Source organism: Ruminiclostridium josui JCM 17888 (assembly GCF_000526495.1).
GTDB classification, from domain to species: domain Bacteria; phylum Bacillota; class Clostridia; order Acetivibrionales; family DSM-1351; genus Ruminiclostridium; species Ruminiclostridium josui.
The window spans coordinates 1,225,592-1,249,876 of record NZ_JAGE01000001.1; the positions used below are offsets into that span (position 1 = coordinate 1,225,592).

Consider the following 24,285-nt stretch of genomic DNA (forward strand, 5'->3'; position numbering starts at 1 on the left):
TCAATCGTGTTAATTTGTGCAGTGTTGACTTTCTACACAAAATTTGGCTTACATACCACCCATCTGCATGCCGGAGGTCTGCTCTGGCAACTCAGAAGAGGGATTATCCTGAGTAAGTGCCTGGTTTCGGTTCATATCCAGCGCCTGTGCAGCAGTGTTTTCCGTGACTACTTCAATTGCCATGTTTTTATCTCCAATCTCTGCGACTTTTCCTTTTTTACTATTAAGAGTTTTTTGATTATCCGGTTGATCAATGCGCCTTTTCCGCTGCTGCTTATAGGTAAAAGCTGGCTCAATTCCTTCAAGGTCCTTGCGCCTTTTTACCTTGTACCTGTCGTTGTCCTCTTTATACAGGTAGTACCAGTCTTCATCATAGCTATACACTCCCACCACGCCGGTGGCGCTCCCGGCCTTGTAAATCAGTTGATACTTAAAAAGAGGATTGGAATCGCATACAACCCTAATCAGGTCAAGCTTTAATTCCTCCGTAGCTACCACCTCCGGCACAGGAAGTAAAAAACACCGGCGGTTTATTCCGGTGTTTTAATACTCCCTGTGAATTTTTATTTCGTTTTGTATTCTTCTGTTTCATCTACATGAAGAAATCCCTTAACTGCAGACTCAACAATACCCGAAGTTGCAAGGGATACAGGCGTGTCCCCTTTGAATAAAAACCCATCACGTATAGAATAGTTTTCCGGCAGTCCTGTATTGGCCTGGGATTCTATGATTTTTTCTATGTCCAAAAAAATCACCTCTTGATATTAATTCGGTGGCAAAAAAACAGCCACCCGGCTGTTATTGGATTTATAGGCTCATGTCTTGTATACTTGACTGTTTCAGTGCCGGTGCTTGAAAATCAATCTCCTTGAAGCCAAAGCGGTCTACATAGTAAAAGGTGCTGCCGCTGTCGTCATAAAGCTCAATAATGTCCGACATGGACAGGGAGTGTCCTTGGTAATCGGGCGGGTGGTTTAAGTTGAATTTTTCATAGATGGCATCAAGATCGTTGGTTTCCAGCTGTCCGTCATACACCACGCGGTAGTTTTCCGGATTCGGCTCGCCAAACCGCTCCAGCAGCTCATCATAGCCGATGAATTTCATCATGACATCCACTTCCGGCTTTAGCTGGTGGATGCGGCAGGCTTTCAGAATCGGCGCGTTGCCGTCCATGTCAGGCTTGCTGTTTGCCAGCCGGTCGTACACGCCGTCTGTCCATTGCACGGTAAGCCCTTTCTTCACTGTAAGATAATCCTTTAATTCCTCACAATGAAATATGGGATCGACCACCGCCTTGCCGCCGTCCACATACCCTGCGGTATTGCCGTAAAAGAGGATGCGGTCTTTTTTTATGCTGATGCCGTTCACTCAGATCCCTCCTTTGATTTGCATACCATTCAGGCTATTCGAAGTAGTACTTGACCGAATAGGTGATATTTGACTTGTTGTACATGCAGTTGTGGTTGGTGTAATAGTAAAATTCCAAATTGCTGTAGATGCCAGAAGCCAGAGTTCTGCTGAAGGTGATACCATTGGTGGTTGTCTGGTAGTCCAGCTGATCCCATTGGCGGGTATTCTTGTTATATCCCCGCACCCGGCCATAGTCGCTTCCGCTGTGGCCGCTGACTGGAGGAACCGTGAAGGTGTACTCAGTGATGGTTGCTCCTTCAATGCCATTTTCCAGAATAACGGATTCGGGACCAGTCAAGGTCATACCGCCGCCATTGGTGGAATCGGCCACAAAGAATACGATGGCCGTCCAGGGAGATTCTGCCCCGGCGGCGTCCACCGCTTTGACACGGACAGTATTTTTGCCTAACGGATATGTGGATGTTTGAGCCGGTCTGCCCTCCCACACGTAGGTGATGGCGTCTCCATCCGGGTCGGTGGACGATGCCGTGATGGTGACGGGCGTGCCGGGCGGAACGCTGTTGCCGTTTGGCGTTCTGGTGATAACCGGGGTACTTGGCGCTGAATTGGCAACGGTAAAGTTGATATCCGTCCACTCGGAATACGCACCGTAAGCATCCTTTGCTCTGACCTTTACGGTGTGGGAGCCGACAGCATAGTAACCGTCCGCACTGTGACCTGTATATTCATAGGTGACTGCATCTCCATCGGGATCGCTGGCGGAAACTGTAAAATTCACAAGGAATTTATGATCCTTAACGGTCCTTGTCACCGTTGCACTGGCGGTCGGCGCATTAGGTGCGGCATTGGTGACTGCTATGCTCTCAGAATGGGTGAACACCCTGCCTGCATCATCAGTGACGCTGGCAGTCAAGGTATAGGTTCCTGTAGTATTTATGACAATGCTGCCGCCACTGTTTGTGAGGCTCCCTGTAAAGCTTGCCGCATTGCCATCCTTGGAAAGCGACCATACAATGCTCTTGCCCTCCAAGCCAGACACATTTCGCATGGACACCTGAAAGGCCGTACCTGCATGAACGGATGATGGGAGCGTAAAGGAACACTGTGCTATTGGCTTTACGGCAACTGTATCAGACATAAAAGTAAAGCTGCGGTTGTTCTTATCCGTTGCGACCGCAATGATCTTTACGGCAATGGTCTTGTCCGTACTGATGCTTATCTCGCCGCCGCTGTTTGACAATGTGCCGCTGGCATAATCGGTATAGGGTAAGGCAGCGCCGCCGTTTACCGAAATGCTCCAGGTGATATTAAGACCATCAAGATCTCTTCCGCTGACTGCGACAGGAATGTCTTCCCCGCCGTAAGAAAGCGGCGGCAGGGTAATCAGCATTTCCGGTATCGGGTATATGGTAATGGCGCTGCTGTCAGAAAAGGCTCTGCCAAGAGCGTCTGTCATGGTAACAGTCAGCGTATAGCTCCCTTTTTCCACAAAGGTGATGGTACCTCCCTCACCGGAAAGACTGCCGCTGGCATAGTCGGTATAGGGTGCAGCATCACCGCCATTTGCTGAAATACTCCAAGCGGTATTAAGGTTGTCAAGATAGTTTCCGCTGATAGCGACGGAGACAGCTTCACCCGCATAGGATACCTGCGGCAGTGTAAGCTGTATTTCCGGAATCGGGTGCACGCTAACGGCGCTGCTGTATGAAAAAGTTCTGCCGAGGGCATCGGTCATGGAGGCAGTCAGCACATATTCGCCTTCCTCAGTAAAACGAATTTTTCCTCCCTGGGCGTTGAGCGAACCTTCCACATATTCCGCCAGCTTTACCGCTTTGCCGTCTTTGGTAACGACCCATTCAATGGGCAGAACGCCGATGTTTCCTATTGTTCTAAGGTCGATGGTTCTGTCCGTGTAGGTTGCCTCCGACAGCTCGAACCGGATGTCAAGCACAGGATGCACCTCAGTCTTATTTTCATACTCAAAGAGGAACACCCGGCCTGTGGCATCGGCCACCCTCGCCACCAGCTCGTAAACTCCGGCGTGTTTAAAGCGAATGGTGCCGCCGTTGTTATTCAGCTTGCCATCTACATAAGTCGACCAATCCTGAAAACCATAGGTATTGTCTACCATCCACTCAACGGTTAAAGCATCCATTTCCTCTGCGGTTGTTGTGACAGGGATGGCGGTATCGGTATGCGCCGTGGCAGGCAGGCTGAATGAAAAACTTGGGACGGGATAGACCGTCACCGCCGAGGTATAGCTGTAGGTTCTGCCTGCTCCATCCGTAAAGGATGCTTTCAGTACATATTCACCTTTGGAAATAAAGCGGATAGAACCGCCATCATTGGTCAGCTCGCCTTGGATCGCCTCACTTAGTGCAACCGGCTTTCCGTCCTTGGTCAGGGTCCACACTGCCATAGCCGTGTCAATATTTTGAAAGTTGGCTTCAACGGCAACAAAGGTATCCGTATGGGTGATTTCCGGCAGATAGAAACCAACTGATCCAACAGGGTAAACCGTGGTTGTTGCCGTGGTTTCAAAGACTCTGCCTGTTTTGTCGGTAACCCTGGCGATCAAGGCGTACACACCTTTTTCCTTAAAACGGACTGTGCCGCCGCTGTTTGACAGTTCACCCTCCACATATTCACGGATGGAAACTGCTTCACCATTGAGGGTTAGACTCCAGTTGGCAGTCAGCCCGTCCATTTCCGTCAAGGTAGTGACAAGATCGATGGTCGTATCGGTATGCGCTGTTTCGGGAAGCTCAAACGCCACGCCCGCTACTGGGTAAACGGCGACAGCCTCGCAGTGAGCGAAGATTCTGCCTGTGGCATCGGTGATAGTGGCGGCGATGTCATAGCTGCCCTTTTCCTTGAAGGCAATCGTACCGCCATCATTGGAGAGCCTGCCGTCAATAACTGTATCCCATGCAACAGCCTCGCCGTCTTTAACTACCGACCATACAATGTCAAGGCTTCCAAGCCCGGAAGCGGTTGCTTTAATGGTGACTGTCCTGTCCGTATGGGTGTACTCCGGCAGCTCAAAGCCTGCGTTTATCACCGGATAGACCGTGATGCTTTTTGAACAGGAGGTTTCTCTGCCGCCGTAGTTTACAGCGGTGGCGGTCAAGGTGTAGCTGCCACTTTCTTTAAATACAATTGTGCCGCCCTCTTTGCCCAGGGAGCCGTCTACCGCTTTTCCAAGGTCAATGGGTTGCAGTTCACCGGTTGCGGTTTCTTTGGCAAGCGACCAGGTAAGTGTCTTGGCATATTTCAGGTCAGGTGCTATGGTGATACTCGTATCGGTATGCGCAGCAGCGGGAAGATCAAAAACCACCTGTGCCTTTGGGTGGCTGGCAGGGCTGCCGCTTGAATTCCCGCCCGTGTTGTTACCCGTACTGTCGCTAATGTCGGCGGGTGGTTTCTCCTGATCCGGTTTGTCCTTTGCTTCGTTCAGATTATCAATCAGTTCAAAGGCTTCGCCTCTGGTGGTTTCACCGTCCGGACGAATGGTTCCGTCAGGATAGCCGCTAATTAAATCGTCCTCCTTGGCAATACTGACATATCCCTTGTCGGAGTTTTTGATTGCCTCATCGTCCTTAAAACCGGTATTTCCACTGAACTGCTTTGCAACCTCGCCTTTGCCGATTGCCCGTACCAGCATCTTGATGATTTCAATGCGGGTAATCGGTTCATCGGGCTTCAGGCTGCCGTCATAATCTGCCGGATCAAGGAGACATACGTCTACGAGGGCCTCGATGTTTTTCTCCGACCAGTGACCGTCAATATCGTCAAAGGTGGGCGGCTCTTTCTCTGTCTCTGTTGTATCAATTTCCAGATTCCTGGCCAGCAGGGCGGCGAACTCGCCTCTTGTAATGGTGTCGTCCGGCCTGATGGTTCCGTCAGGGTAGCCCTTAATCACACCCTTTTCCACGAGTCTGATGATGGTCTGTTCCGCCCAATGCCCTGCGATGTCGGGAAAAATCAGCGTTCCAGCATAGACGCTGCCGCAAAGCAGGAAGGACAGAACAAGGACCATGAGCCAAATTTTTTTGCTTTTCTGTTTCAAAGGTTCTCAATCCTTTCTGTTTATTTTTTATGGATATTCAAAGAGCCAGGGTCATCGCTTTAGACCTTGGCTCCGTTCCATACTTGAATAATCTTTACTCCCTGGTAATTTCTTCGATGAGGGCAATAAGCTGCGCCGCTAGGGAGAGGAGGGTTTGCTTTTCCATCGTCTTTACGGCAGAAAACACATAAGCCTCCACCGCTTGCGGGGACTGATCCCCCACTTCAATGATGTCAACCTTTTTGGCAGCAACAATACCCTTTTGCACGGTAAGCTTTATAATGTCGCCGTGATTCATCCCGGTGGCGGCGCGAAGCTGCTTAGGGATCAGAATGCGGCCTTTTTCGTCCATTACCTTGTAGACAGGCTTGCTGTTACTCATCATAAACACCTCCGTTTCTCATGACTGCCCGAACGGTTTCGGGATTGATGCCCAGGTCATCAAACAGCTGGCGCAGTTCATCGGGAAGGCTGTCCAGCAGATCTGCCTCCATGATGACAACAGCACCCTTTGCACAGACAATTTCAAGATCGCTGTCCACAGGAATCCCAGCCGCCTCCAGCAGGTCATGGGGCAGGGTAAGTTCGTTTTCCTCATCTTCTGCGAGGGCGGTAATGCCATCAGGGGTGATGACAAATTCCTTGAAGGTATTGCGGATAGAATCGGGGGCGTTGCTAATGTAGGCAAGCTTCACCGTGTCTCCGGCCGCAAGCCCCATGTCGCGCAGGAGAGACGCGGGAATGGTAAGCTGCCCGTGCCTGTCCACGGCACTTTGGATTTCAATCATTTTCATATTCGGTTTCCTCCTTATTGCCCATGAATGGAGCATTTTAAATTTCACATGGTCTTTTTAAGTCGCTATTCCGTGTTGTAAAAGCCGTTTGCCAGATCAAACAGCCCTATTTGCATTGGGGCATCCCGCAGCCGCTCCGCGGTGTCGTAGTTGGAAATGAGCACCTCCGGGTATTCGCAGCCTCCCTCATATCGCTGTGCGAGGTTATTAATGCGGGTGACGGCTTCAATGTAGTAGCCCTTATATAGCTCTCGGATATATTCGCAGTCGTTATATGACACCAGCCATTTGCCTTTACATTGCTTCAGCGTATCCCGCAGTCGCACATGATCCTCCTTTTTAAATTCCACCTCGTAATGCCCCTCGGTCTGGTAGTACGGCGGGTCGCAATAAAAAAAGGCGTTGTCCCTGTCGTATTGAAGGATCAACGCCTCAAAGTCTTTATTCTCGATGACCGTATCCTTAAGCCTGCGGCTTCCCGACCATATCAGGTGGAAGGTTTTCCGGATATCAAAGGGCTGGCAGCTATATGAGGTGCAGCCGCTGCCGTAACTGTAGCGGATCAGCTTGAAGAAGGCGGCGGCGCGTTTTACATCTGACATGGTCGCGTTTTCAATGAGAATTGCTTTGATTTCCTCAAACTGCGGCGGGGACAGGCAGTTCTCCGCCAGTTCCAGCTCCTCCCGCAGGTATTCGCTGGTGAATTCCTCCTTTTCAAGATATTTTTTCAGGACATTGAATTCGTCCCTGCCGTTTAGGGGCAGGAAGTTCAGCTCCTTGAGCAGGGCAAGAGGACGCTCCTTGACGCAACGGAACAGGTTGGCAAGGTCGGAGTTAAAGTCGTTGTAGACCTCCATGCCGGTATCGGGTGGCATTCCGAACAACACCCAACCGCCTCCGCCGAAGACTTCGATGTACCGCCCATACTCCTTAGGCATCCGCTGGTAGATAAGGGAGCGCAGGGCCTTTTTGCCACCGACCCAGCTGATAATGCTGTTCAATCAGTCATCACCTCCTTGGCCTGCTGATCCTGTCCATATCGGTCCGCATACAGCTCCCGTCTATACTCCAGCAGATAAAGCCGACACCAGGATAGGGACAGCCTTTGCAGCGCTCGGTGTCTTTTGGCAAAGGTACGGTATGAATTTTTCTCGGTGGTGCAGGATCGCTGCCGGTTTTTTTCTCCTGCGTTTTTGTGTCTGTGTTCATAGTTCAGCTCCTTTCCGGCAACAAAAAAGACGCTGCCTATTCAGATAGCGCCTCATGCTTGTATGCCTTTCATAAAAAACAGCGGCATGCATTTCTACACACCGCCCATCTTGGGAGTTTCATCCGGCTCATCTTCCATATATTCATATTCGCCGGTGCTTTCATTGTAGATATATCCTGCTTCGGCAAGGTCTATATCAAGAATGCTTGCCGCCAGTTCGAGGGCTTCGGCAGAACCACCCGCCGGTATATAACAGCTTAAGGTTTTGCCGCTTTTATACTCTGCCTTGCCGGTGTTATAGCCAAAGTCCTCGTCCGCCCATTTGTAGTCAAAACGGATATCGGGAAACATAGAGGACAGCTTTTTCATTAGATCGCTAACGCTGCTCCATGCGGTTAAGAATTTTACCGTGCTTCCTTCAAAATTTTCTGCAGTATGTTCGTCATAGCCATAGCTGTTCCATTTCGTTCCCCAGTTTTTTATGCTCCAGTCGTACCAGCAGTTTTCAGCGCCGTACTTTTCAATCTCCTTCCTGCCAAGATTCCCCCTGTAGATATGTTCCGGCATCGGTACAATTTTATTAAAGTCAATGCTGCCGGTTCCAATCTCATCATTCTTAATCGCTTCAAACATTGCTCTTACTTTTTTCTCATCGCCATGTGCGGTGAGTATGTTTGTAATATGATTTGGCATGTTACATTCCTCCCATCGTTTGTCCGTTAAAGTTTTGTTCAGCTCCTTGCTTCAGCTCCTGTTCCGGCTTGATAAAAAAGTCCTCACTGTTCCAGAAGCTGACGAAGATTTCACCGTCATTCGTTTTGATAGGACGCTGCTCGAACCCCTCACCCCATCCGTCAGATAATTGACCAGTGATAAAATCAAGCAGTTTAGCTGTTTCCACTTCAGTCAGCTCACCATAAACCTCAGCCACCATCACGCCCCACAGCTTGCCGTTCCATTCCTCTACGGTCGGGTGGAGGCTGTAGATTTTTTCAGACAGCGCCTGGTCGTCGTAGAAATATACCATCAGACCACGATCACCTTCGCTGGGCAGCTTTTCTTTTTCGATGGCGGCAAGGATTTCATCCATGTAATACACCGCCTCCGATGGAGACAATACTTCAGACAGAACGTCCGCGCCGCATCCGCCATATCCATGAGAAGGATATACTGTAATCGACAGGGGACTGAAAAACTTGAGGGTTTGCTTGATGTTTGACATTTGATTTCCTCCAATCGTTTGTGATTTTAACCCATAAAAAAGGCATAAAAAAACGGCAGCATCTTATTTCTAAAATGCCACCGCTAATTTGCTAATGGGGAATTCCTTATTTGGTTTTCGTTATATATATAAAATGAAGTTGCGCTATCAAGCAATCTATGAATACCCTTAAAAAGCCAACCCAGTTTCTGATTAGCTGCTAGTTGTTTTAAGGGATATATCAGTTTCAATTTTTCATATAAGGTTTGTATTCCATTTCAAAATCATTACTTTTATTTTTTATATCCATCTGAAAAATGTCAATTCCTAACTTCTGAGAGGTGTGATATAAATTTTTCTTATTCCGTGTGCTGCAATCTCTACCTAAATAGATTGCTTTTATCTTAACTCCAATTTGATTTAGCAAAACTCTTTTGCCATGCAATATTTTATCTACATTAGGAACCAATATACGATACTCATTTTCATGTTGCCACGATTTATGTTTTCTACAAAGATTATTAATCATTAAAAATTGATATAATTTTAAATCGGCATCATCTGGCGGAATTTCACCCTTCGCTGCTGCTGTTGCTAAATAAACAAAATTTCCTATAATAGAAGCAATTTGATTTCGTGTCGTTTCATAAATAATAGGGTACAAAATTATAGGATTTACTACCTCATATTCAATACAAATCCCATGATGATTATTGCTGTAATAAGCCCACATCGGCATATTATTTAGTGGGTGTATATTTCCTTCAGCAGAAAAACTAACTACTAAAAAACTGTTATTGATATAGTCAAGATATTTTTCAAATGTCTCTACTGAATTTCCTGATTTCCTTATCTTATCTTCATCTAAATAAATTGATTTAAACTCAAATGGGTCATTTAAAGTTGAGTATTTAGAAGCCCATATTTTATTTTCTTCAATTGTTTCAATGTTTCTTTTATTAACAGCGAGATTGCCACTATCATAGAATGGCATAAATTTGAAAAGTTTTTTAGGTGAATTAGATAGTCTATACTGCTCTGCATTATCAATGCTATCATTTTGAGCTAAAGCAACATACGTATTGACATCAATCATAACAACCCCCATAAACCACAACAAAATTCAAAGTATTCTAAACTATCTCTTTAATTCAATAGTTGACTATGTCTTTCCCTGAAATTAGATATTCGGGAACTTTTACATCCTTTGCCAATGGATGATTAGCAAAAAATAGCCTGATAGCTCTAATAGCAGCATATGTATCATTCATTAGATCAACCTGTTTTTGATATAGACAAACATCATATTTGTTAGAGGTTAATTCATGTGCCGGTTTTTGGCGTAGGCTCCGGATATTTCGTAAAGGTTTTATAATTATCTCTGTAAGGTTTTCTTTAGTACGGATATTTTTACATAACCACTCCTCAAACATTGTTAGGCTTCCTTTTTCTTTACCAGTTTCATCATACCGATTAATGCTGGTAATATATGGAGCCGATTTCTGGAATGTTTTATATGATAAGTTGTGAACAACTAGCTTTTCTAGTACAAGCACAAAGTCATAGTAGTTTTTTAGAGTTGGTAAAAAAATGTTCCTATATCCTTCCGGCATTTCTGAAAAGTGTGTTCCGAATGTTTTATTAAACAACTTTGGAATACCCATTGCTTTGCACTGCTCATTTATTACAATCATTTCGTCAATCAACGCATGAAAAATCCATACTTTTGTTACCCACTTACCATGTATTAGATTATCAACAAAGCCAGAAGCTATTTTGCAATATTCTTGGTTGGAAAGTTCAAACCCTTTCCAAAGCATTTGTTTCTGAGGGGACAGCTTTGCTAGATCACATACAAAAACACCTATTGCTCGTTCTAAATGCTCTCCTTCTATATAAGCCATCCCATAGTCTTTTATATATTCATCCTCAATAGTTTTATCCTCACAGTATTCATCTTTAGGATATATATTGCCTCGATATCCACTATCCATGATTAAAAATTTTGGGTTATTAGCATATCTTTCCAATATCTCTATGTTGAAATAAATTATCTTAAATTGTTTCTCGCCTTTTTGCATCAATACAGTATAAGGGCTACTATAATCAGCAGATATATTTTTAAGTGCTTTACGGGTTGGGTATAGTACAGAATGCTTTGTTCTTCTTGAGACGTTTTCTTTTTGTCGCTCGACAGGGATATTAAAATCGAACCCCTTAATATGCGGATTTAAAACTTCTTTTTCAGAAAGTACTTCAATTACGCCGTCATCAATCAACTCGCATAATATTTTGTAATCATAGTACTTCATTTGATAAATAGGCAACCCGTTAAAGTCATGAGATTTTAAATAATACTCAATTATTTCATTGAGCACTTGTTCTTTTTCTATCATTTCGTCTACCCCTCTAAACAAAAATTGTCAACTTCCCATTATAGACATAATTATATCATAAATTCTGGTAAAACTTGTTGATAGACTTTTATTTGACTAATTTTTCAGAATATCATTTAAGCGCTTTTCCTGGCGAGCTATACCTCCATATTTATCAAAGAAAATCCAGTCAGGCAATTAATGCTTTTTCTGGTTGTTTATCTTATAAAAATAAAAACCCGATTATTTTAAAAATAACCGAGTTTTTATCATCGTTTTTACCCCTTAAAAAATGTCTTTCTAAAACGCCGGGAGCCCTTATCCCATGCGGGTTTCGGCGCGTTTTATCTGAACTATGCACTCAACGTGGCTTGAGAGGACAGAATGAATGTCATTTGAGTATGTTCGTTCTCGGAAACATATCCACTGCGTTTTTAGCACTATCGGTAGACGGGAACATATCCATTCATGATAAAAAATAACGTGTCTAATTGCATAATCATGATTGAGTAGAGTTGTCAAAAGAATAAACATAACGTATTTCAGTAAGTTTTTTTCCTGTAATTTCAATAATGCATTCATCGTCTTCATTGCATCGCCACTTATTCTTCCGGCTGAATCAATACTACCCCCTGCTCTGAGATGACAATAATGATATCACCTGAAGCTGGTATCCCCTTGTTGGAAGTATATCTTTCAAAAAATTTGACAAAACTTATCATCTAGTACAATTTCCATGCCTAAAACCACAATATTAATATCCCTCGACTACTATAACTTCACCTTCTTCATCAGTTGGGGGTTGAAAATGATCATAATAAGTGGAAGCTGTTTGCTCCGTCAATATGATATCATTTTGATGATTTCCGTTTCTTTTTCGAATACGTTCCATAACAACTTCCTTAGGTGTCTTTATATAATAGATTTTGGGTTCTATGTCGTATTTCTTTAATAATGAAATATATTCATTTCTCATTTCTCTAGACCAAAATGAATAATCGAGAACAATATCAATGTTTTGCATGATAAGTGAAATTAGTTTTTCATCAAGATAGGTTTTAATATCTTCTAAAACCTCCTGAGGTAAAGGATGTTCATTCAAACCTCGTTTGAATGATTCTTCATCATAAGATAGTATTGTCATCCCGGTACTTTCAAATTTTTTTGCTAGTGTTGATTTACCTGCTCCCGCAGGGCCGCACATTAAAATAACTTTACTTTTCGACAAATTATCTACTGTATTTTTCATTGATATAACCTCCTATAACAAACCAAGAAAACATGACACTCTCCTTAAGCATTATTACTATTCGCTCTTTTCATGATTTCCTGTACTATTGATGTTTTAGCATTCGCATAGTGCTGGACATGCCTCCATTTATTCTTTGCCAAGCTTCGTTTGACTTGTGCATATTTGTCCCGATCAGTATCATTAGTCCGCAACCAATCACGGAAGCGTAACATTCTATCAATCTCTGATGTGCCCAAACTGAACACATGCAGATTAATATCGGTATCCGGTCCTTTAAACAAACGATGCTCAAACCAGTCAGGTTCTCGAATCTGTAGCACATATCCGGCCGCTTCCAACACTGGAACGTAGGATGACTCATCAGCAGAATCCTTAACAACCAACCGTATTCTTTTGCAACTCATCATCCGTTGTAGGCATGGAGGTATTATTAGATATCATCTTATCGCACTCCTTTGCTGCTTATTATCTAGGGTTAAACTTAACTACTATTTTTTCTTTGCGATATAAAATACATAACTGTAATAATCTACTACTAATCTAAAATAAAGCGATTATAAGCTATCCTTTTTCCTGTGTTTGTTTTAAAGTTTTCATCTATACACTTTTTTATCTTTTCCTGTTCTTTTTCTTTATCCATAACCGTTAAATTTTCAAGCAAATCAGCTTCCCATTGTATTTGAAAATCAAGTCCATCAATTTTAGATGGAGTATGATGGTTGCCTATTATAAAGCATATTCTATCAATATTTTTGTTATAGCCTACCTTTTTTAATATTTCTTTCGCTACTTCTGGTCCTTCCTTTTCTTGATAGACACCATCAATAGAACCGTATTTTTTTTGTGCTTCAACCGCACCAATATCATGTAGTATAGCAATAATACTGATGAATTCTTTTTCTTCCTCTCCGATATTTTCTCCTTTCATTATATCTTCTGCATTTTTCAAAACTTTGAGAGTATGCTCTATGCCAAAAGGAATTTCTTTGAATACTTCTTTCATCTCTATAATAATTTTTTCTTTAAACATAAATTACCTCCATTTATACCTTATAGGTGTTTTAGTTCTATCTATCCACTTTTTTGTTGGCCGATACAATCAGCATCATGGGACGGCGCATTTCATCCTGCATCCCCGGAATATCCATCATGTTTTCCGGCGGCTGCGGCTCCACAATATGATTTATTATAAAACCATTTGAAAGCAGTGTATTTAGATATGTGGTCAGTGTTCTATGATATTTTGTAACCTTTTCTCCCAAAAACACAGCTGTCCGTTTGCCCTCATAATAATAATTATCCACCGGAAAATGCAGTATTTCTCCTTTTTCGTTATAATGCCAGTCTTGTGTTCCATAGGCAGTAAAAACAGGATGTTCAACCGTAAAAACTAGCTTACCACCAGACTTCAGTATTCTATATATCTTTTTTACTAAAATCTCATAATCTGCTACATAGTGAAACGCAAGTGAACTTAATATTACATCAAAACTCTCCTCTGGGAATTCCACATCTTCTATAGCACAGCATTTATATTCAACCTGTGGAAAATGTGTTTTTTCTTTGGCTACCTCGAGCATTTTATGAGAAATATCAACACCTACAACAGAAGACGCTCCGTGTTCCATCGCATAAATACAGTGCCATCCATAGCCGCATCCTAAATCAAGCACACGCTTATCTTTAAAATCCGGCAGCAGCTTTCTCAATGTTTCCCATTCTCCTGCACCGGCTAGTCCCTGCTGTGAGCGACTCATTTGACTGTATTTTTGAAAAAATATATTATCATCATATTTGTTTTCTTTCATCTGAATTCCCCCTCGTTTAAAAAGTTATTTATCTCCGTTGCAATTTTTTTCACTTCTTTATAAAGCTTCTCGGTCATATCGTAGCATTCAAAAAGTGAAAGACCGAGTACTTCAAAAATATGATTTACCCTTTCGGCATATTTTTTAGGTTTATATTCAAAAGTTTCAAGCAGTTTTATAGCTTTCTTTTCGTTAATGCAATAAGCATTATTGCATGCAAATAGTACTTGATTTAAGCATGAAATAATACGAAAAACATGGCCTGCAATATAATATTTATCCTCTGCTCCCGCATTTGCTTTTACAAACATTAAAGAGAACTCTGCTTCAAATAAAAAAAAGTTTATCAAGCTCTTCTTTAGAGCACCAGGGTAAATTTCCGCCTGATTTTTTAATTCGCATAAGCTTTCATTTTTAGCATATTGTATCTTGCTGATAGCCAATTCTCCACGATACATAGCACTTATATAACCATGGGGATGCCTGGTCTGATAATTTGCAGTAACAATTCCTTGCTCCGTATCCTTGATTATTTGTTCCACCCGTTTTATATCACGTAAAATCAAATCAACATGATACCCGTTCATAACTAACCATCCGCCGCCATTGATCCAATCCCCCCACGCTCCGGGAGGTACAACAAGGTTGTTTCTATTCTCATCATCCAACTCTGTAGCAATTTGGTTAATCGCTGTCAGGTCAAATGATTCTTGATTGTAATAAATTCCGATATCTATATCAGAATCCTCTGTATGGGTACCTCTTGCACGGGATCCCCCTAATACGATGCCTTCTATATAAGGCAAAGAGGATAATTTTTCTGTCACTGATTGAATAATATTATATATCATACGAACACACTCCTTTATTTTATTTTGCATCTAATTTTCTAATCTCAGTTATCATTGGGCAAACTATTGCAATGCAAATAATTAAAATACCTGATAGTAAAAACCAATGATTTACACCGATTCTATCAGCAAAGAATCCAGAAAGAATTAACCCAATTGGCATAGCAAGAGACATGATACTTCCAGTTAAAGAAAATACCCGTCCTAAATATTCAGGCTTAATTTTCTCCTGAAAAAGAGCCGTTTGTACACCACTGTAAAAGGGTACCGAAAGCCCCATTATCGCACAGCAAACTACAAATATTAAAAATCCACTTGGAGGAAGTAAGCCTGAAATGGTTAAACTTATCCCCATCATAAAAATGGATGCTGTAATTAATAGGATTCGCTTTTTGTAGTTCCCAAATAACCCCAATATCAAACCACCTGCCATCATACCAGATGCATAAGCAATCTCCGTAATAGAAATATGCATCGGTGTACCATTAAAATATTCCATGGTGATTAAAGGATATAGTGCATTGATAGGCATATAAACAAACATATATAGTGTTCCTATGAGTAATAAAGCAAACAATCCTTTATTATCCTTTAAGACCAAAAACCCTTCTTTCATCTCTCCGATGAAATTTTGTTTCAAACTTTTTTCTTCTACTTTAAGCTTTGGAATATTCACCAATGCTACTGTGAGACTAGCAATTACGGCGCCTAGTACATCGATGGTTATAATGGCATTTAATTCCCAAACAGAGTATAACAATGCCGCAACTGCTGGACTTAATATATAACTGATAGACTGCAAGGACTGGCTATAGCCAGCACATTTGGTCAGCTGTTCTTCTGGTACTAGAAGAGGTGTAACTGCATTTAACGCAGGGGTATGAAAAGCTGTTCCTAGGCTACGGATAAATAATACCACCATAACCATCCAAACAGATAATTCCATATATAAGTCAACAATAGCTAGTGCTGCTCCAGCTGCTGCGATAATTAAATCAGCACCAATCATTATCTTTTTTCTATCATAGCGATCCACTAGCACACCAATAGCTGGTCCAAAGACCGCATAGGGTAGAAAACCAACCAGCGAGGCCATAGACAAAACCATCGCAGATCCTGTTTTTTCTGTAAGATAAAAAATTATCGCCATTTGCAAGATGGCACTAGTGATTAAAGATACTGCCTGTCCCGCCCATATTGTAAAAAACTTAAGTTTCCAATTGTATTTTTCCATTTTTTATCATCTCCTACATTCATTATTTTGATTAAATTTTATTTAAACAATATTCGAGGCAATAAAAAATGCAGGCCAAAATCCACAATGTGGCTTAGTCTGCATACATACAATATGGAAACATTCTTTAAAAAGACATAGTCAAATAAAGGCACAGCTAAAGAAATTATAGCTTACCGTAACTAATGAATGCTCAATATCGTATAAATAAGCACAACAAAAAAGCCTATCATCGAGGATAGATTCTGCCTTTTTTATTGCCAGCTTATCTTAAACGTATTGAGGCTGTCATCCTTTCGATTCCTCCTAAATTCTTATTTTTATCAACGTATATTTTAACACAATAGTTTGATGGATTCAATATTTAAAATATAGAAGCCACTATCAATTTACATTTTGAAAATAAATTGATAGTTCCCCATATCTAATTGATTATAAGTTCCTAACCTTCTTTAAAAATTCATTAATCGTTGATTTCATTACTCTTTTATCCAATCTTTGTATTCTTTCTATATCATTATTGAACTTCATCTAAGAACTCAATCATAATCTCAATAAATTCTTCGGGTTTATCGTAGTGTATATCGTGTCCAGGGGAATCCACATTAATCCGTTTTCCATTTTCCAACAACTCAATCACATGATCAGCATCTTCATCCGATAAGGCTGCTACTAGTAAATCTCCATCGTAACTTGTTGCAGCTTTTATGAATACTGTAGGGCTTTTAATTTTTGATAACACTTCGGATTGATTATAGTCCTCAAACCAGGTATTATCATAAAATGTTTCTCCAAACTTGCGATCATATGGATAAGTCGCGGTTTCAAATATCCTATTTATCTGTGGTGGTAAATACTTTATGTGTACAGGCTCATTAGGGTGCTTTTTATGATATGCTACTGCATCTTTAGAAAATTTATTCCAAAGAAAATCCCCAAACATATTTCTCCAATAACTTCTTTCTAAACTATACTTGAAGTAATCCTTCTCTTCATCTTGATTTTTAAAGTCTTCATATAATTGAAAACCATATACCCATACATATGTTTTTTCTCGTCTACCTGGTTCCGTTGAAAAGAAGGGGGAATCTTCAATAACTGTACCCAGTATACGATCTGGTGCATATGCAGCCAACCATGCAGCAATCATTCCACCTGAGGAATGACCGGAAACTACTGTTTTTTGCCCTATTTCTACATCAATAAATTCTATAAAATCTTCCGCCATTTCTTTAGCCGAATATTTCTCAGGATTCATATCAGATTCTCCATGCCCGTGGCAATCCACAGCGTATACATGGTAATGCTTTGATAATTCAGGCAATACTTTTGCATAATCCTCCCAAGACATACCTTGACCATGAATGAGTAGAAGCGGTGTTTTTCCATTGTTTGGACCTTCTCCATAATTTAATATGGTGCCATCCTTTAGCTCTATTTGTTTTTCAACAAATCCAGCTCTATACATTTTTTTAAGGGGGTTCTCAATATAAGTAATATTATTATAGAAGTAACTTCCCACCATAAATAGTATAAATACTAAAATTCCGCTTAATATTATTTTCTTTTTCTTTTTCATCTTTATATCGTGTCCTTCCTTAATTAGATAACTACATTTATGGATCCCTTAAAATTCATTCTGCATTAAAGGTATCTACTACTCCTTGCATTCTTTCGCTTTATAAGCAGCTTCTACAAAATGCATAAATTTATCTTGTTTCACCAAGGCAATTCCCTGTGCCTCATCGCCTAAAACCAACAAACTGTCTTGAGGACAAATGTTAAATATTTCTCTGGCTTTTTTAGGAATTACAATTTGTCCCCTTTCTCCAACCTTTACCGTTCCAAATACGTGTTTCCCTTCAGGCTGAATACCTATTCCGTTTTTTTGTTTCGAATGATTTACTAAGTCGTCCAAGGTAACTCCATACAATTCTGCCAACGCAATACAATTATTGATATCAGGTACAGTTTCACCATTTTCCCACTTTGCAACCGCTTGTCTTGAAACACTTATCTTTTCAGCAACCTCTTCTTGTGTGTATCTATGGGCTTTTCGCAATTCTTTCAGATTCATATTTATCATACTTTTCACATCCTTTATACTTATTATATTATAACCTTTCTATTAATCAATCAATTAAACATAACATATCCTGTTATGTTCAGTTTACATTATTCTTCATTTTTTTATTTGAAATATTACTCATCCATATCCTTATTTAGTAGCTGACATCATCTCCCAAACAATAAAAATAAGGGTTTCCTGACATTGTCACCTCAGGCTAAACAGCCGAAAGAAAAGTTCAATGTCTGGAAACCCTTTATTTGCAGGCACTTTCAGCCATCTATTTATCCACCCTTGACATCAATGTGACGCACTCAACATGGGTCGAGTTGATGGAATTGATGTCTGCGGGCCACTTTAGAAACCATCTGTACGTGGGAATATGTCAATGTGTTTTTGGCTGTTTTTTGAAAAACCGTCGTTCAAGGAAACATATCAACCTAGTCCGAATAGGGCGAAAGATATTTACTTGAATACAACAATATACTTTTCTGCATATTCTCTAAAAGTTGTATCGACTTCTTCGCAAATCACACTTAATTCTTTGAAAACAGTGCCTCTCACGTAAGCATCTCTTAATTCTGGCTTTTTTAATAGTGCCCACTTTAATTGCTTGTATGAATATTTTGCAAATAAGATCCATTGTGTATAATTTATCGCCATCGGATTTTTTGTAAAGAGTATTTTACCGGCATTTATTGCAGTAATCGCTGAATGTCCTATAAACAGCATCGTGCTTAGTTTCGGATGTTTTTCTCGATTCAATGAAAACGGGATAGATTCCTTTACTGGATAGCCTTCCTTTATTCTTTTGAATGCATATCCTATTCTAATCACTACTTCTATAATCATTGTCGGAATTGACATCGAACAGAAATGAATGAAATCATAGCCTTCATAATACATTCCTTGTACTATTTCTGCTATCGTCTGTTCTTCTTCACCTATGTTGCCAAATTGAAGCAGATTAAATAGTCCCATCAACGGAACAGGTAATCCCATTGAAGTAGTAATGTCTGACTTGAAATGGATTATTTGCTTAGCAATTGCCGCAAATATATTGCTTTCTTTTCTATCCGCATAATTTTCCATTACCTGAGTTACGATTTTTCCCGTTTTATCAATGGTTGTCATTCTGCCTGTCATAATATCAAACACACCGAATATCAGACCAAGCAAAGGATCATGTCCCAGAGATAACAGTCTGTGATAATACGCAGAAAGTCCGTTAACAAATTCTGTCGTGTTTCTATTATCCTGAGCATCATATGGAACCTTGCTAATTCTTGAATTTGCGAGCTTTTCCATTTCTTCTTCAGGAAACTTTTTATCAAACCACTCCCGTATATAATTCGACAAAGCACCTGCTTTAAGTCCATCAGAGGTTTTCTGTGGAATACCCACTAAGAGAATATCTACTGCTGCCCCTAATATTCCCGCCGCAGCACTTATTGTAATATCGAATTTATCAAGTCGATGTACCGCATTGAACTCTTCATTTAACAGTTTGATTGCCTGCTCATTAGCTCGCAATTCTTCCTTGGTAAAAAGAGTTTCCAAATCTGTACTGTTACCAACAGACTTCTCAGCCTCAGTGCACATTTCTTCCCAAGTAGGTACAATATGCTTTCTTCTCTCTGATAATGGTATAATCTTTGGAATATCAGTCAGGGAATAACCAAGTGATTTTAGCAGTTCTTCACTCTCTGATATTCGTTTGTCCACTCCAGACATATCAGGACGTTGAATGCTCTTGAACTCTTGAGCCTGATAATTCAGAACATTATTTATTTGCTGTTCCCCATTAGAGTATTTGAACTTACTCATGCGGTTTCACCTAAATCCTTCTTTAAATCTTTTATAGCTTGTGTCAACAGGATATTAAGACTCTGTAAATAATCCAGGCGCTCCTTATCTGCATTTGCTTCATCCTTCAACGCCAAAATAATGGCTTGATGCTTTTTAAGTGCTTCTTTATATAAACGCTCTTTCTCCTGTCTAAGCTGTTTATGTTTTAAGTGAGATGCAAGACCAACACCACCTGCTGCCAATAAAGCAACCGGAGCAGCAAGTACGAAAACTCCGGCAACCATTCCACCACCAACAATACCGCCTGCCGCTGCAAGTCCCGATGTGATTCCTGCAGCAGATAAACCGACTGAGCCCAAACCATATAATGCGGCAAATGAACCTACTCCGCCAATACCAGCACCAATAGCTCCTGCTAAAATTTCAGGAATAGCACTCTCTCTTACAGTTCGTGTCTTATCATTAACAGCTACTGCTGCTTCGTTGATAACATTAACAACCTGCTGTAATGATTCTACACTTTGGAATACCATATCCTTCTTCTTTTTTATGTATTCACCCATACATATACCACCTTTCCTGTTTTACATACAGACACATTTCATATCATTATCATCATTGCAATTATAGTGAACCTCAACTGAACAAACATACATATTTGTTCAGTTCAGCAACTAACCCCACGTCTTATATTTAAGTAACTCTGCGATCTCCTCAGTTCCAGGTAGTTTTTCTGTTTCAAGAATTTGTGTTAAATCAAACACTCGTGAGCCCATCGGTGCTCTGGGAGTTATCTTCTTGAAATCAGTATCGTAGAATTTTTCTACGAAAAAATATCTTGTAGCATCCATTACATAGCCATAGTTTTTACCATCTTCTCTTGCACGATCAATTTGCTGCTTTCTTTCTTCGGTCAATTCTCCAAGTTCGGCTTTATACTCAAGGCCATTTTCTGTAGTAACTGCAGTGATGATGGCATTGATTTTCCCGATTGCTCTTACACTTTTTTCTTTATATAGACCGAGATAATCATGTGCACTAAATCCACGCTCAATATCATCATAATAAAGGTTCTCACTAACATTAAAATTAAATGTAGTACCTGCCAGTTGTACTCTCATACGTTTCCATGAATCTGAAACAATTATGAGTTTATCGTTATAACAGTAATTCAAAAAGTCTTCTAAAACCTCTTGCATTTCATAATCCCTATCATCAATAACATCTCGTATCGCATCAATAATACCCTCGAAAGTGGTATTAACGTGCATGACAGGATATCTCTGTGTGGCATTATATTTCTTTAATTGGTCATCGAATTCTTTTTTCTTTTCTGGAGCCATCAACTCCGGTGCTAAAGTAATTATTACTTTATACTTTTCATCACCAAAAGATTTTAAATGTCGTAGTAACTGATCTGAATAAAACCAGTCAGACATTTTTGTCTCAACAACAATTTTAAAGCTTTCTTGTGTAATGGTAGCATCTGGGATACTTTTAGTACTCTTTTCCTGAAGGTTAAAAACAATCTCTGGTTCAAAGGAATCTGAAAAGAATTCTGATTTCAGGAAACGAAAGAACTTATCTGAAGAGTATGAATATAGCCGAGATAATAGTAGCATCGTATTTGCTGTTGCGACATTCTCTTTCGCATGATATCTTTGGAAATAATGAATCTTCATAACTATTTGTCCCCCCTAATTTTCTTTCCATAGGTTTTAGGGAAGTAATCCTTCCCAAGTAACCAAAGATACTGATCAATTTGCTTCAGGTTATATTTATCCAAGCCATAGAAAGCACGAAAATTTATCAGTATACGTTTAAATTTAATATATTCTTTCAAATCACCATCTGGGAAATCTGAGAATCCATCACGATTTCTAAAATATCGAAGCACCTCATCGACGTAGCTGTCATAAATCGGATAATCGAGTGGATTGTGATGGCTGCAATACTTTGTGGCAAAAGAGTAAAAATTCTTCTCTGTATCGCCGATATTTACATACTGGATGTCTCCAACAAGAGTAACATCTCCAGCCTTAAGCCTCGTATCAATATTCAAAGTACATATGTGCTTGGCCACTGGATAGATAGAGAAAATATTTGTACTATAAAAGTCGTTAAGCGCTGATGCTTTCAAAAGGACATCAATAATGTCCGTATTATTTGGACATAGCTCAAAGAACAGCTTATTAAGTGCATTCTCCTGCAGGCGATAGTTCTCAAGTGTATTCCACTTAGCAAGATATAACTCAACCTGTTCAGTTGATGGTTGAGGAACATTAATCTCAGTTTTTTTCTTACGTCTATATGTACGATTAGCAGTATTATCCTGCTTAGGCGTTGATGTTTCAGCAGTTCCGTCAGAAGCTAAGAATAAACGGAATCTTCTTAAATGAGACAAATAACTATTAACTAGTGAATTGACATTACCTGTCGAGTTCTCAGAAAGAGCCTTAATTAATGCCTCTTTCGCATCATTCTCAAAAGCAGGCGAAGTTACCGTATTCCAAAACAGGTCTTTACTCCCTTTCCTCCAGAGGTAGAAGGTATCAACATAAGATGTGTTTATAGTTGCCTTTGCAATACTCTGACTATGTAGGAATTCTCTATATAAGGCACGTAACTCATCATACGATAGCGTTTTTATTTTGCTTATATCCAATTTCGGTGTCCCCTTTATAATATTGTTTAAACTCTTATTCCTCTTCACTATTTGAATATTTTTCTATCAAAGCGAAAATATAAGCAGTATTTCTTGATTTTCTGCTGACCTCATGCCTAACACCCGTTTCTCCATTAACCCAGCGATCATAATATGAATGTATAAATAAAAAATCTTTCTTTGATATTGCTCTTTTCATTGATAGCTCGCTGGAAGGCGAATTGTAAATAGCCCTATCAACATACAACCTTCCATCACGGGACGATGCAGTAAACCAAAGACCTGTTGTAGTTTGTATTTCTACTCCCGATGATGATAAAACCGAAGTTACGTGATTCCATAGTGTTTCACCATTCATTACTCTACACCATCCTTTAATTTGATATAGTTACCGGGGAGGGCCTCAAATAATTCCGGGTAATGCCCACACCTCGCCCTAATCTGTGTATATTGCGCTTTCTTCCCGTTTTTCTGCAAATACAACCTACGTTTGTATATTTCATCTGCCAGCTCAGATGCATGCATAGTTTTGTTTTCAACCTCTGATAGCACTATCTTCATAGCTTCCTGAAGTGTATAGTTAGCATGCTTGTCTGCGACATTATCAGCAATTATGTCCTTTTCATCGTATTTCAGCACAATATAAGCAGGCTTATTATCTTTAAGAAGAACGACTTTTCCGTTCTTTTCTACCACTGAAAAAACATGTTCCAGATCAGTTCGTAATAAATCAAAGGGTATTAAACTATCTATTTTTACGTCCATACTTTTCACCTCGACCGACTAGGTTTGTTACCATGATTATACATCTGATTAACCACTTTGTCTATATAATTGTTCATATATTTGTATAAATAAGAAGACCGCCAATTGAGGTGTAACCCTTTGATTGGCGGTCAATCATAACTTTACATCTTAACGTCGAGTTCAACTCCTGACCTAAATTCGACAGTTAGTTTTTCATCAAATACTGTTATCTTTTCAATAAGCCTTCTTACTAACTGCTCATCATATTCTTGTAATTCAACAGACTGGTCATGTATAAACTTCATCATTTCTTCTATACGTTCCCGCTTGCCTTCACGCTCAGCATTCTCGGCCAGTATGTTCTGCTTGAGTTCACGCAGATGGTAAATTTCATCCGCCACTTTTTGATAGTCTGCTTTTGTATTGACCAGTTGAAGAAGCTCTTGCTGCAGCTCATTTAGCCTGCTTTCTATCTCTTGAATGGTCTGGTCGTTATCCTCATTTAAAACTGCCGCTATGTTCTCCTGCAGAACAGTAAGGAAGGTATTTTTACTTTCTAACACCTCATTGATTGCCTTTACTACAGCATCTTGCAGCGTAGCTTCACTAATAGTCCTAGAGGAGCAATCAGAACCCTTCTCTTCCAAGCGGCTGACACACCGCCAGACGATGGATTTGCATCCTCTGTTGTTCCAATGCACTCTGCGGTAAATATCTCCGCAGTTTGAAACCGCGAATTTTCACGCGTTACCCCACGCCCGTTTCCGGGGCAAAAAGTGGTAGAGATTTAGACCCCCCTACCCCAGAAACTGCAGAAAATCTCAAAAGTTA

The 24,285-nt window shown here is 40.5% G+C and carries 26 protein-coding genes; all 26 read right to left on the reverse strand.

Features of this window, described 5'->3' with window-relative positions; all coding sequences use genetic code 11:
- Window positions 1-48: 48 nt before the first annotated feature.
- Window positions 49-498 carry a hypothetical protein gene (locus K412_RS22145; RefSeq protein ID WP_173585578.1) on the reverse strand — a complete coding sequence of 150 codons (450 nt, stop codon included), beginning with the start codon at window positions 496-498 and terminating at the stop codon, window positions 49-51.
- A gap of 65 nt (window positions 499-563) precedes the next feature.
- Window positions 564-746 (reverse strand): hypothetical protein, encoded by a 183-nt coding sequence (locus tag K412_RS0105730; RefSeq protein WP_024832213.1) that lies wholly within the window; start codon window positions 744-746, stop codon window positions 564-566.
- Between the two features lie 61 nt (window positions 747-807).
- Window positions 808-1,368: a YodL domain-containing protein gene (locus tag K412_RS0105735; RefSeq protein ID WP_024832214.1), complete on the reverse strand. Its 561-nt coding sequence runs from the start codon at window positions 1,366-1,368 to the stop codon at window positions 808-810.
- Between the two features lie 34 nt (window positions 1,369-1,402).
- A complete protein-coding gene (locus K412_RS0105740) occupies window positions 1,403-5,440 on the reverse strand; it encodes an S-layer homology domain-containing protein (RefSeq protein WP_024832215.1) in 4,038 nt (1,345 codons plus the stop codon).
- A gap of 94 nt (window positions 5,441-5,534) precedes the next feature.
- Window positions 5,535-5,822, reverse strand: coding sequence for a hypothetical protein (locus K412_RS0105745; RefSeq protein WP_024832216.1), 288 nt, complete (start codon window positions 5,820-5,822; stop codon window positions 5,535-5,537).
- Entirely contained in the window at window positions 5,815-6,234 is a 420-nt protein-coding gene (locus tag K412_RS0105750) for an AbrB/MazE/SpoVT family DNA-binding domain-containing protein (RefSeq protein WP_024832217.1), read from the reverse strand. Before K412_RS0105750 ends, K412_RS0105745 begins: the two co-directional genes overlap by 8 nt.
- 65 nt (window positions 6,235-6,299) lie before the next feature.
- Entirely contained in the window at window positions 6,300-7,235 is a 936-nt protein-coding gene (locus K412_RS0105755; RefSeq protein WP_024832218.1) for a DNA adenine methylase, read from the reverse strand.
- A 302-nt stretch (window positions 7,236-7,537) separates the two neighbouring features.
- Entirely contained in the window at window positions 7,538-8,137 is a 600-nt protein-coding gene (locus K412_RS0105765) for a DUF1281 family ferredoxin-like fold protein (RefSeq protein ID WP_024832220.1), read from the reverse strand.
- A gap of 1 nt (window position 8,138) precedes the next feature.
- On the reverse strand, window positions 8,139-8,666 hold the full coding sequence (locus tag K412_RS0105770; protein WP_024832221.1) for a hypothetical protein: 528 nt from the start codon (window positions 8,664-8,666) through the stop codon (window positions 8,139-8,141).
- 226 nt (window positions 8,667-8,892) lie between these two features.
- Window positions 8,893-9,741: a DUF2971 domain-containing protein gene (locus K412_RS22700; protein WP_024832222.1), complete on the reverse strand. Its 849-nt coding sequence runs from the start codon at window positions 9,739-9,741 to the stop codon at window positions 8,893-8,895.
- Between the two features lie 55 nt (window positions 9,742-9,796).
- Window positions 9,797-11,041, reverse strand: coding sequence for an AAA family ATPase (locus K412_RS0105780; protein WP_242835547.1), 1,245 nt, complete (start codon window positions 11,039-11,041; stop codon window positions 9,797-9,799).
- 733 nt (window positions 11,042-11,774) lie between these two features.
- A complete protein-coding gene (locus K412_RS0105790) occupies window positions 11,775-12,269 on the reverse strand; it encodes a P-loop nucleotide/nucleoside kinase family protein (RefSeq protein ID WP_002337568.1) in 495 nt (164 codons plus the stop codon).
- Window positions 12,270-12,313: 44 nt separating this feature from the next.
- On the reverse strand, window positions 12,314-12,676 hold the full coding sequence (locus tag K412_RS0105795; protein ID WP_242835549.1) for a GrpB family protein: 363 nt from the start codon (window positions 12,674-12,676) through the stop codon (window positions 12,314-12,316).
- A 131-nt stretch (window positions 12,677-12,807) separates the two neighbouring features.
- On the reverse strand, window positions 12,808-13,302 hold the full coding sequence (locus tag K412_RS0105800; RefSeq protein WP_008981870.1) for an HD domain-containing protein: 495 nt from the start codon (window positions 13,300-13,302) through the stop codon (window positions 12,808-12,810).
- 37 nt (window positions 13,303-13,339) lie between these two features.
- Window positions 13,340-14,080 carry a class I SAM-dependent methyltransferase gene (locus tag K412_RS0105805; protein ID WP_008766909.1) on the reverse strand — a complete coding sequence of 247 codons (741 nt, stop codon included), beginning with the start codon at window positions 14,078-14,080 and terminating at the stop codon, window positions 13,340-13,342.
- Complete coding sequence (locus K412_RS20535) at window positions 14,077-14,931, reverse strand: nucleotidyltransferase domain-containing protein (RefSeq protein WP_034847223.1); 855 nt, start codon at window positions 14,929-14,931, stop codon at window positions 14,077-14,079. The genes K412_RS0105805 and K412_RS20535 overlap by 4 nt, the downstream gene beginning before the upstream one ends.
- Window positions 14,932-14,950: 19 nt before the next feature.
- Entirely contained in the window at window positions 14,951-16,165 is a 1,215-nt protein-coding gene (gene mef(A) / locus K412_RS0105815) for a macrolide efflux MFS transporter Mef(A) (RefSeq protein WP_024832225.1), read from the reverse strand.
- Window positions 16,166-16,682: 517 nt separating this feature from the next.
- Window positions 16,683-17,744: an alpha/beta fold hydrolase gene (locus tag K412_RS0105820; protein ID WP_024832226.1), complete on the reverse strand. Its 1,062-nt coding sequence runs from the start codon at window positions 17,742-17,744 to the stop codon at window positions 16,683-16,685.
- A gap of 78 nt (window positions 17,745-17,822) precedes the next feature.
- Window positions 17,823-18,251 (reverse strand): helix-turn-helix domain-containing protein, encoded by a 429-nt coding sequence (locus K412_RS0105825; protein WP_024832227.1) that lies wholly within the window; start codon window positions 18,249-18,251, stop codon window positions 17,823-17,825.
- A 447-nt stretch (window positions 18,252-18,698) separates the two neighbouring features.
- Entirely contained in the window at window positions 18,699-20,060 is a 1,362-nt protein-coding gene (locus tag K412_RS0105830; protein ID WP_024832228.1) for a hypothetical protein, read from the reverse strand.
- Entirely contained in the window at window positions 20,057-20,605 is a 549-nt protein-coding gene (locus K412_RS0105835; protein WP_024832229.1) for a hypothetical protein, read from the reverse strand. Before K412_RS0105835 ends, K412_RS0105830 begins: the two co-directional genes overlap by 4 nt.
- Window positions 20,606-20,716: 111 nt before the next feature.
- The gene (locus K412_RS0105840; protein WP_024832230.1) at window positions 20,717-21,724 is read right to left on the reverse strand and encodes a hypothetical protein; all 1,008 of its coding nucleotides are present in this window, start codon (window positions 21,722-21,724) and stop codon (window positions 20,717-20,719) included.
- Between the two features lie 2 nt (window positions 21,725-21,726).
- Window positions 21,727-22,755, reverse strand: coding sequence for a hypothetical protein (locus K412_RS21755; RefSeq protein WP_242835551.1), 1,029 nt, complete (start codon window positions 22,753-22,755; stop codon window positions 21,727-21,729).
- Window positions 22,742-23,065 carry a hypothetical protein gene (locus K412_RS0105850; protein ID WP_024832232.1) on the reverse strand — a complete coding sequence of 108 codons (324 nt, stop codon included), beginning with the start codon at window positions 23,063-23,065 and terminating at the stop codon, window positions 22,742-22,744. The genes K412_RS21755 and K412_RS0105850 overlap by 14 nt, the downstream gene beginning before the upstream one ends.
- A complete protein-coding gene (locus K412_RS0105855; protein ID WP_024832233.1) occupies window positions 23,065-23,472 on the reverse strand; it encodes a hypothetical protein in 408 nt (135 codons plus the stop codon). The genes K412_RS0105850 and K412_RS0105855 overlap by 1 nt, the downstream gene beginning before the upstream one ends.
- A 143-nt stretch (window positions 23,473-23,615) precedes the next feature.
- The gene (locus K412_RS0105860) at window positions 23,616-24,167 is read right to left on the reverse strand and encodes a recombinase zinc beta ribbon domain-containing protein (protein ID WP_081741740.1); all 552 of its coding nucleotides are present in this window, start codon (window positions 24,165-24,167) and stop codon (window positions 23,616-23,618) included.
- Window positions 24,168-24,285 lie beyond the last annotated feature (118 nt).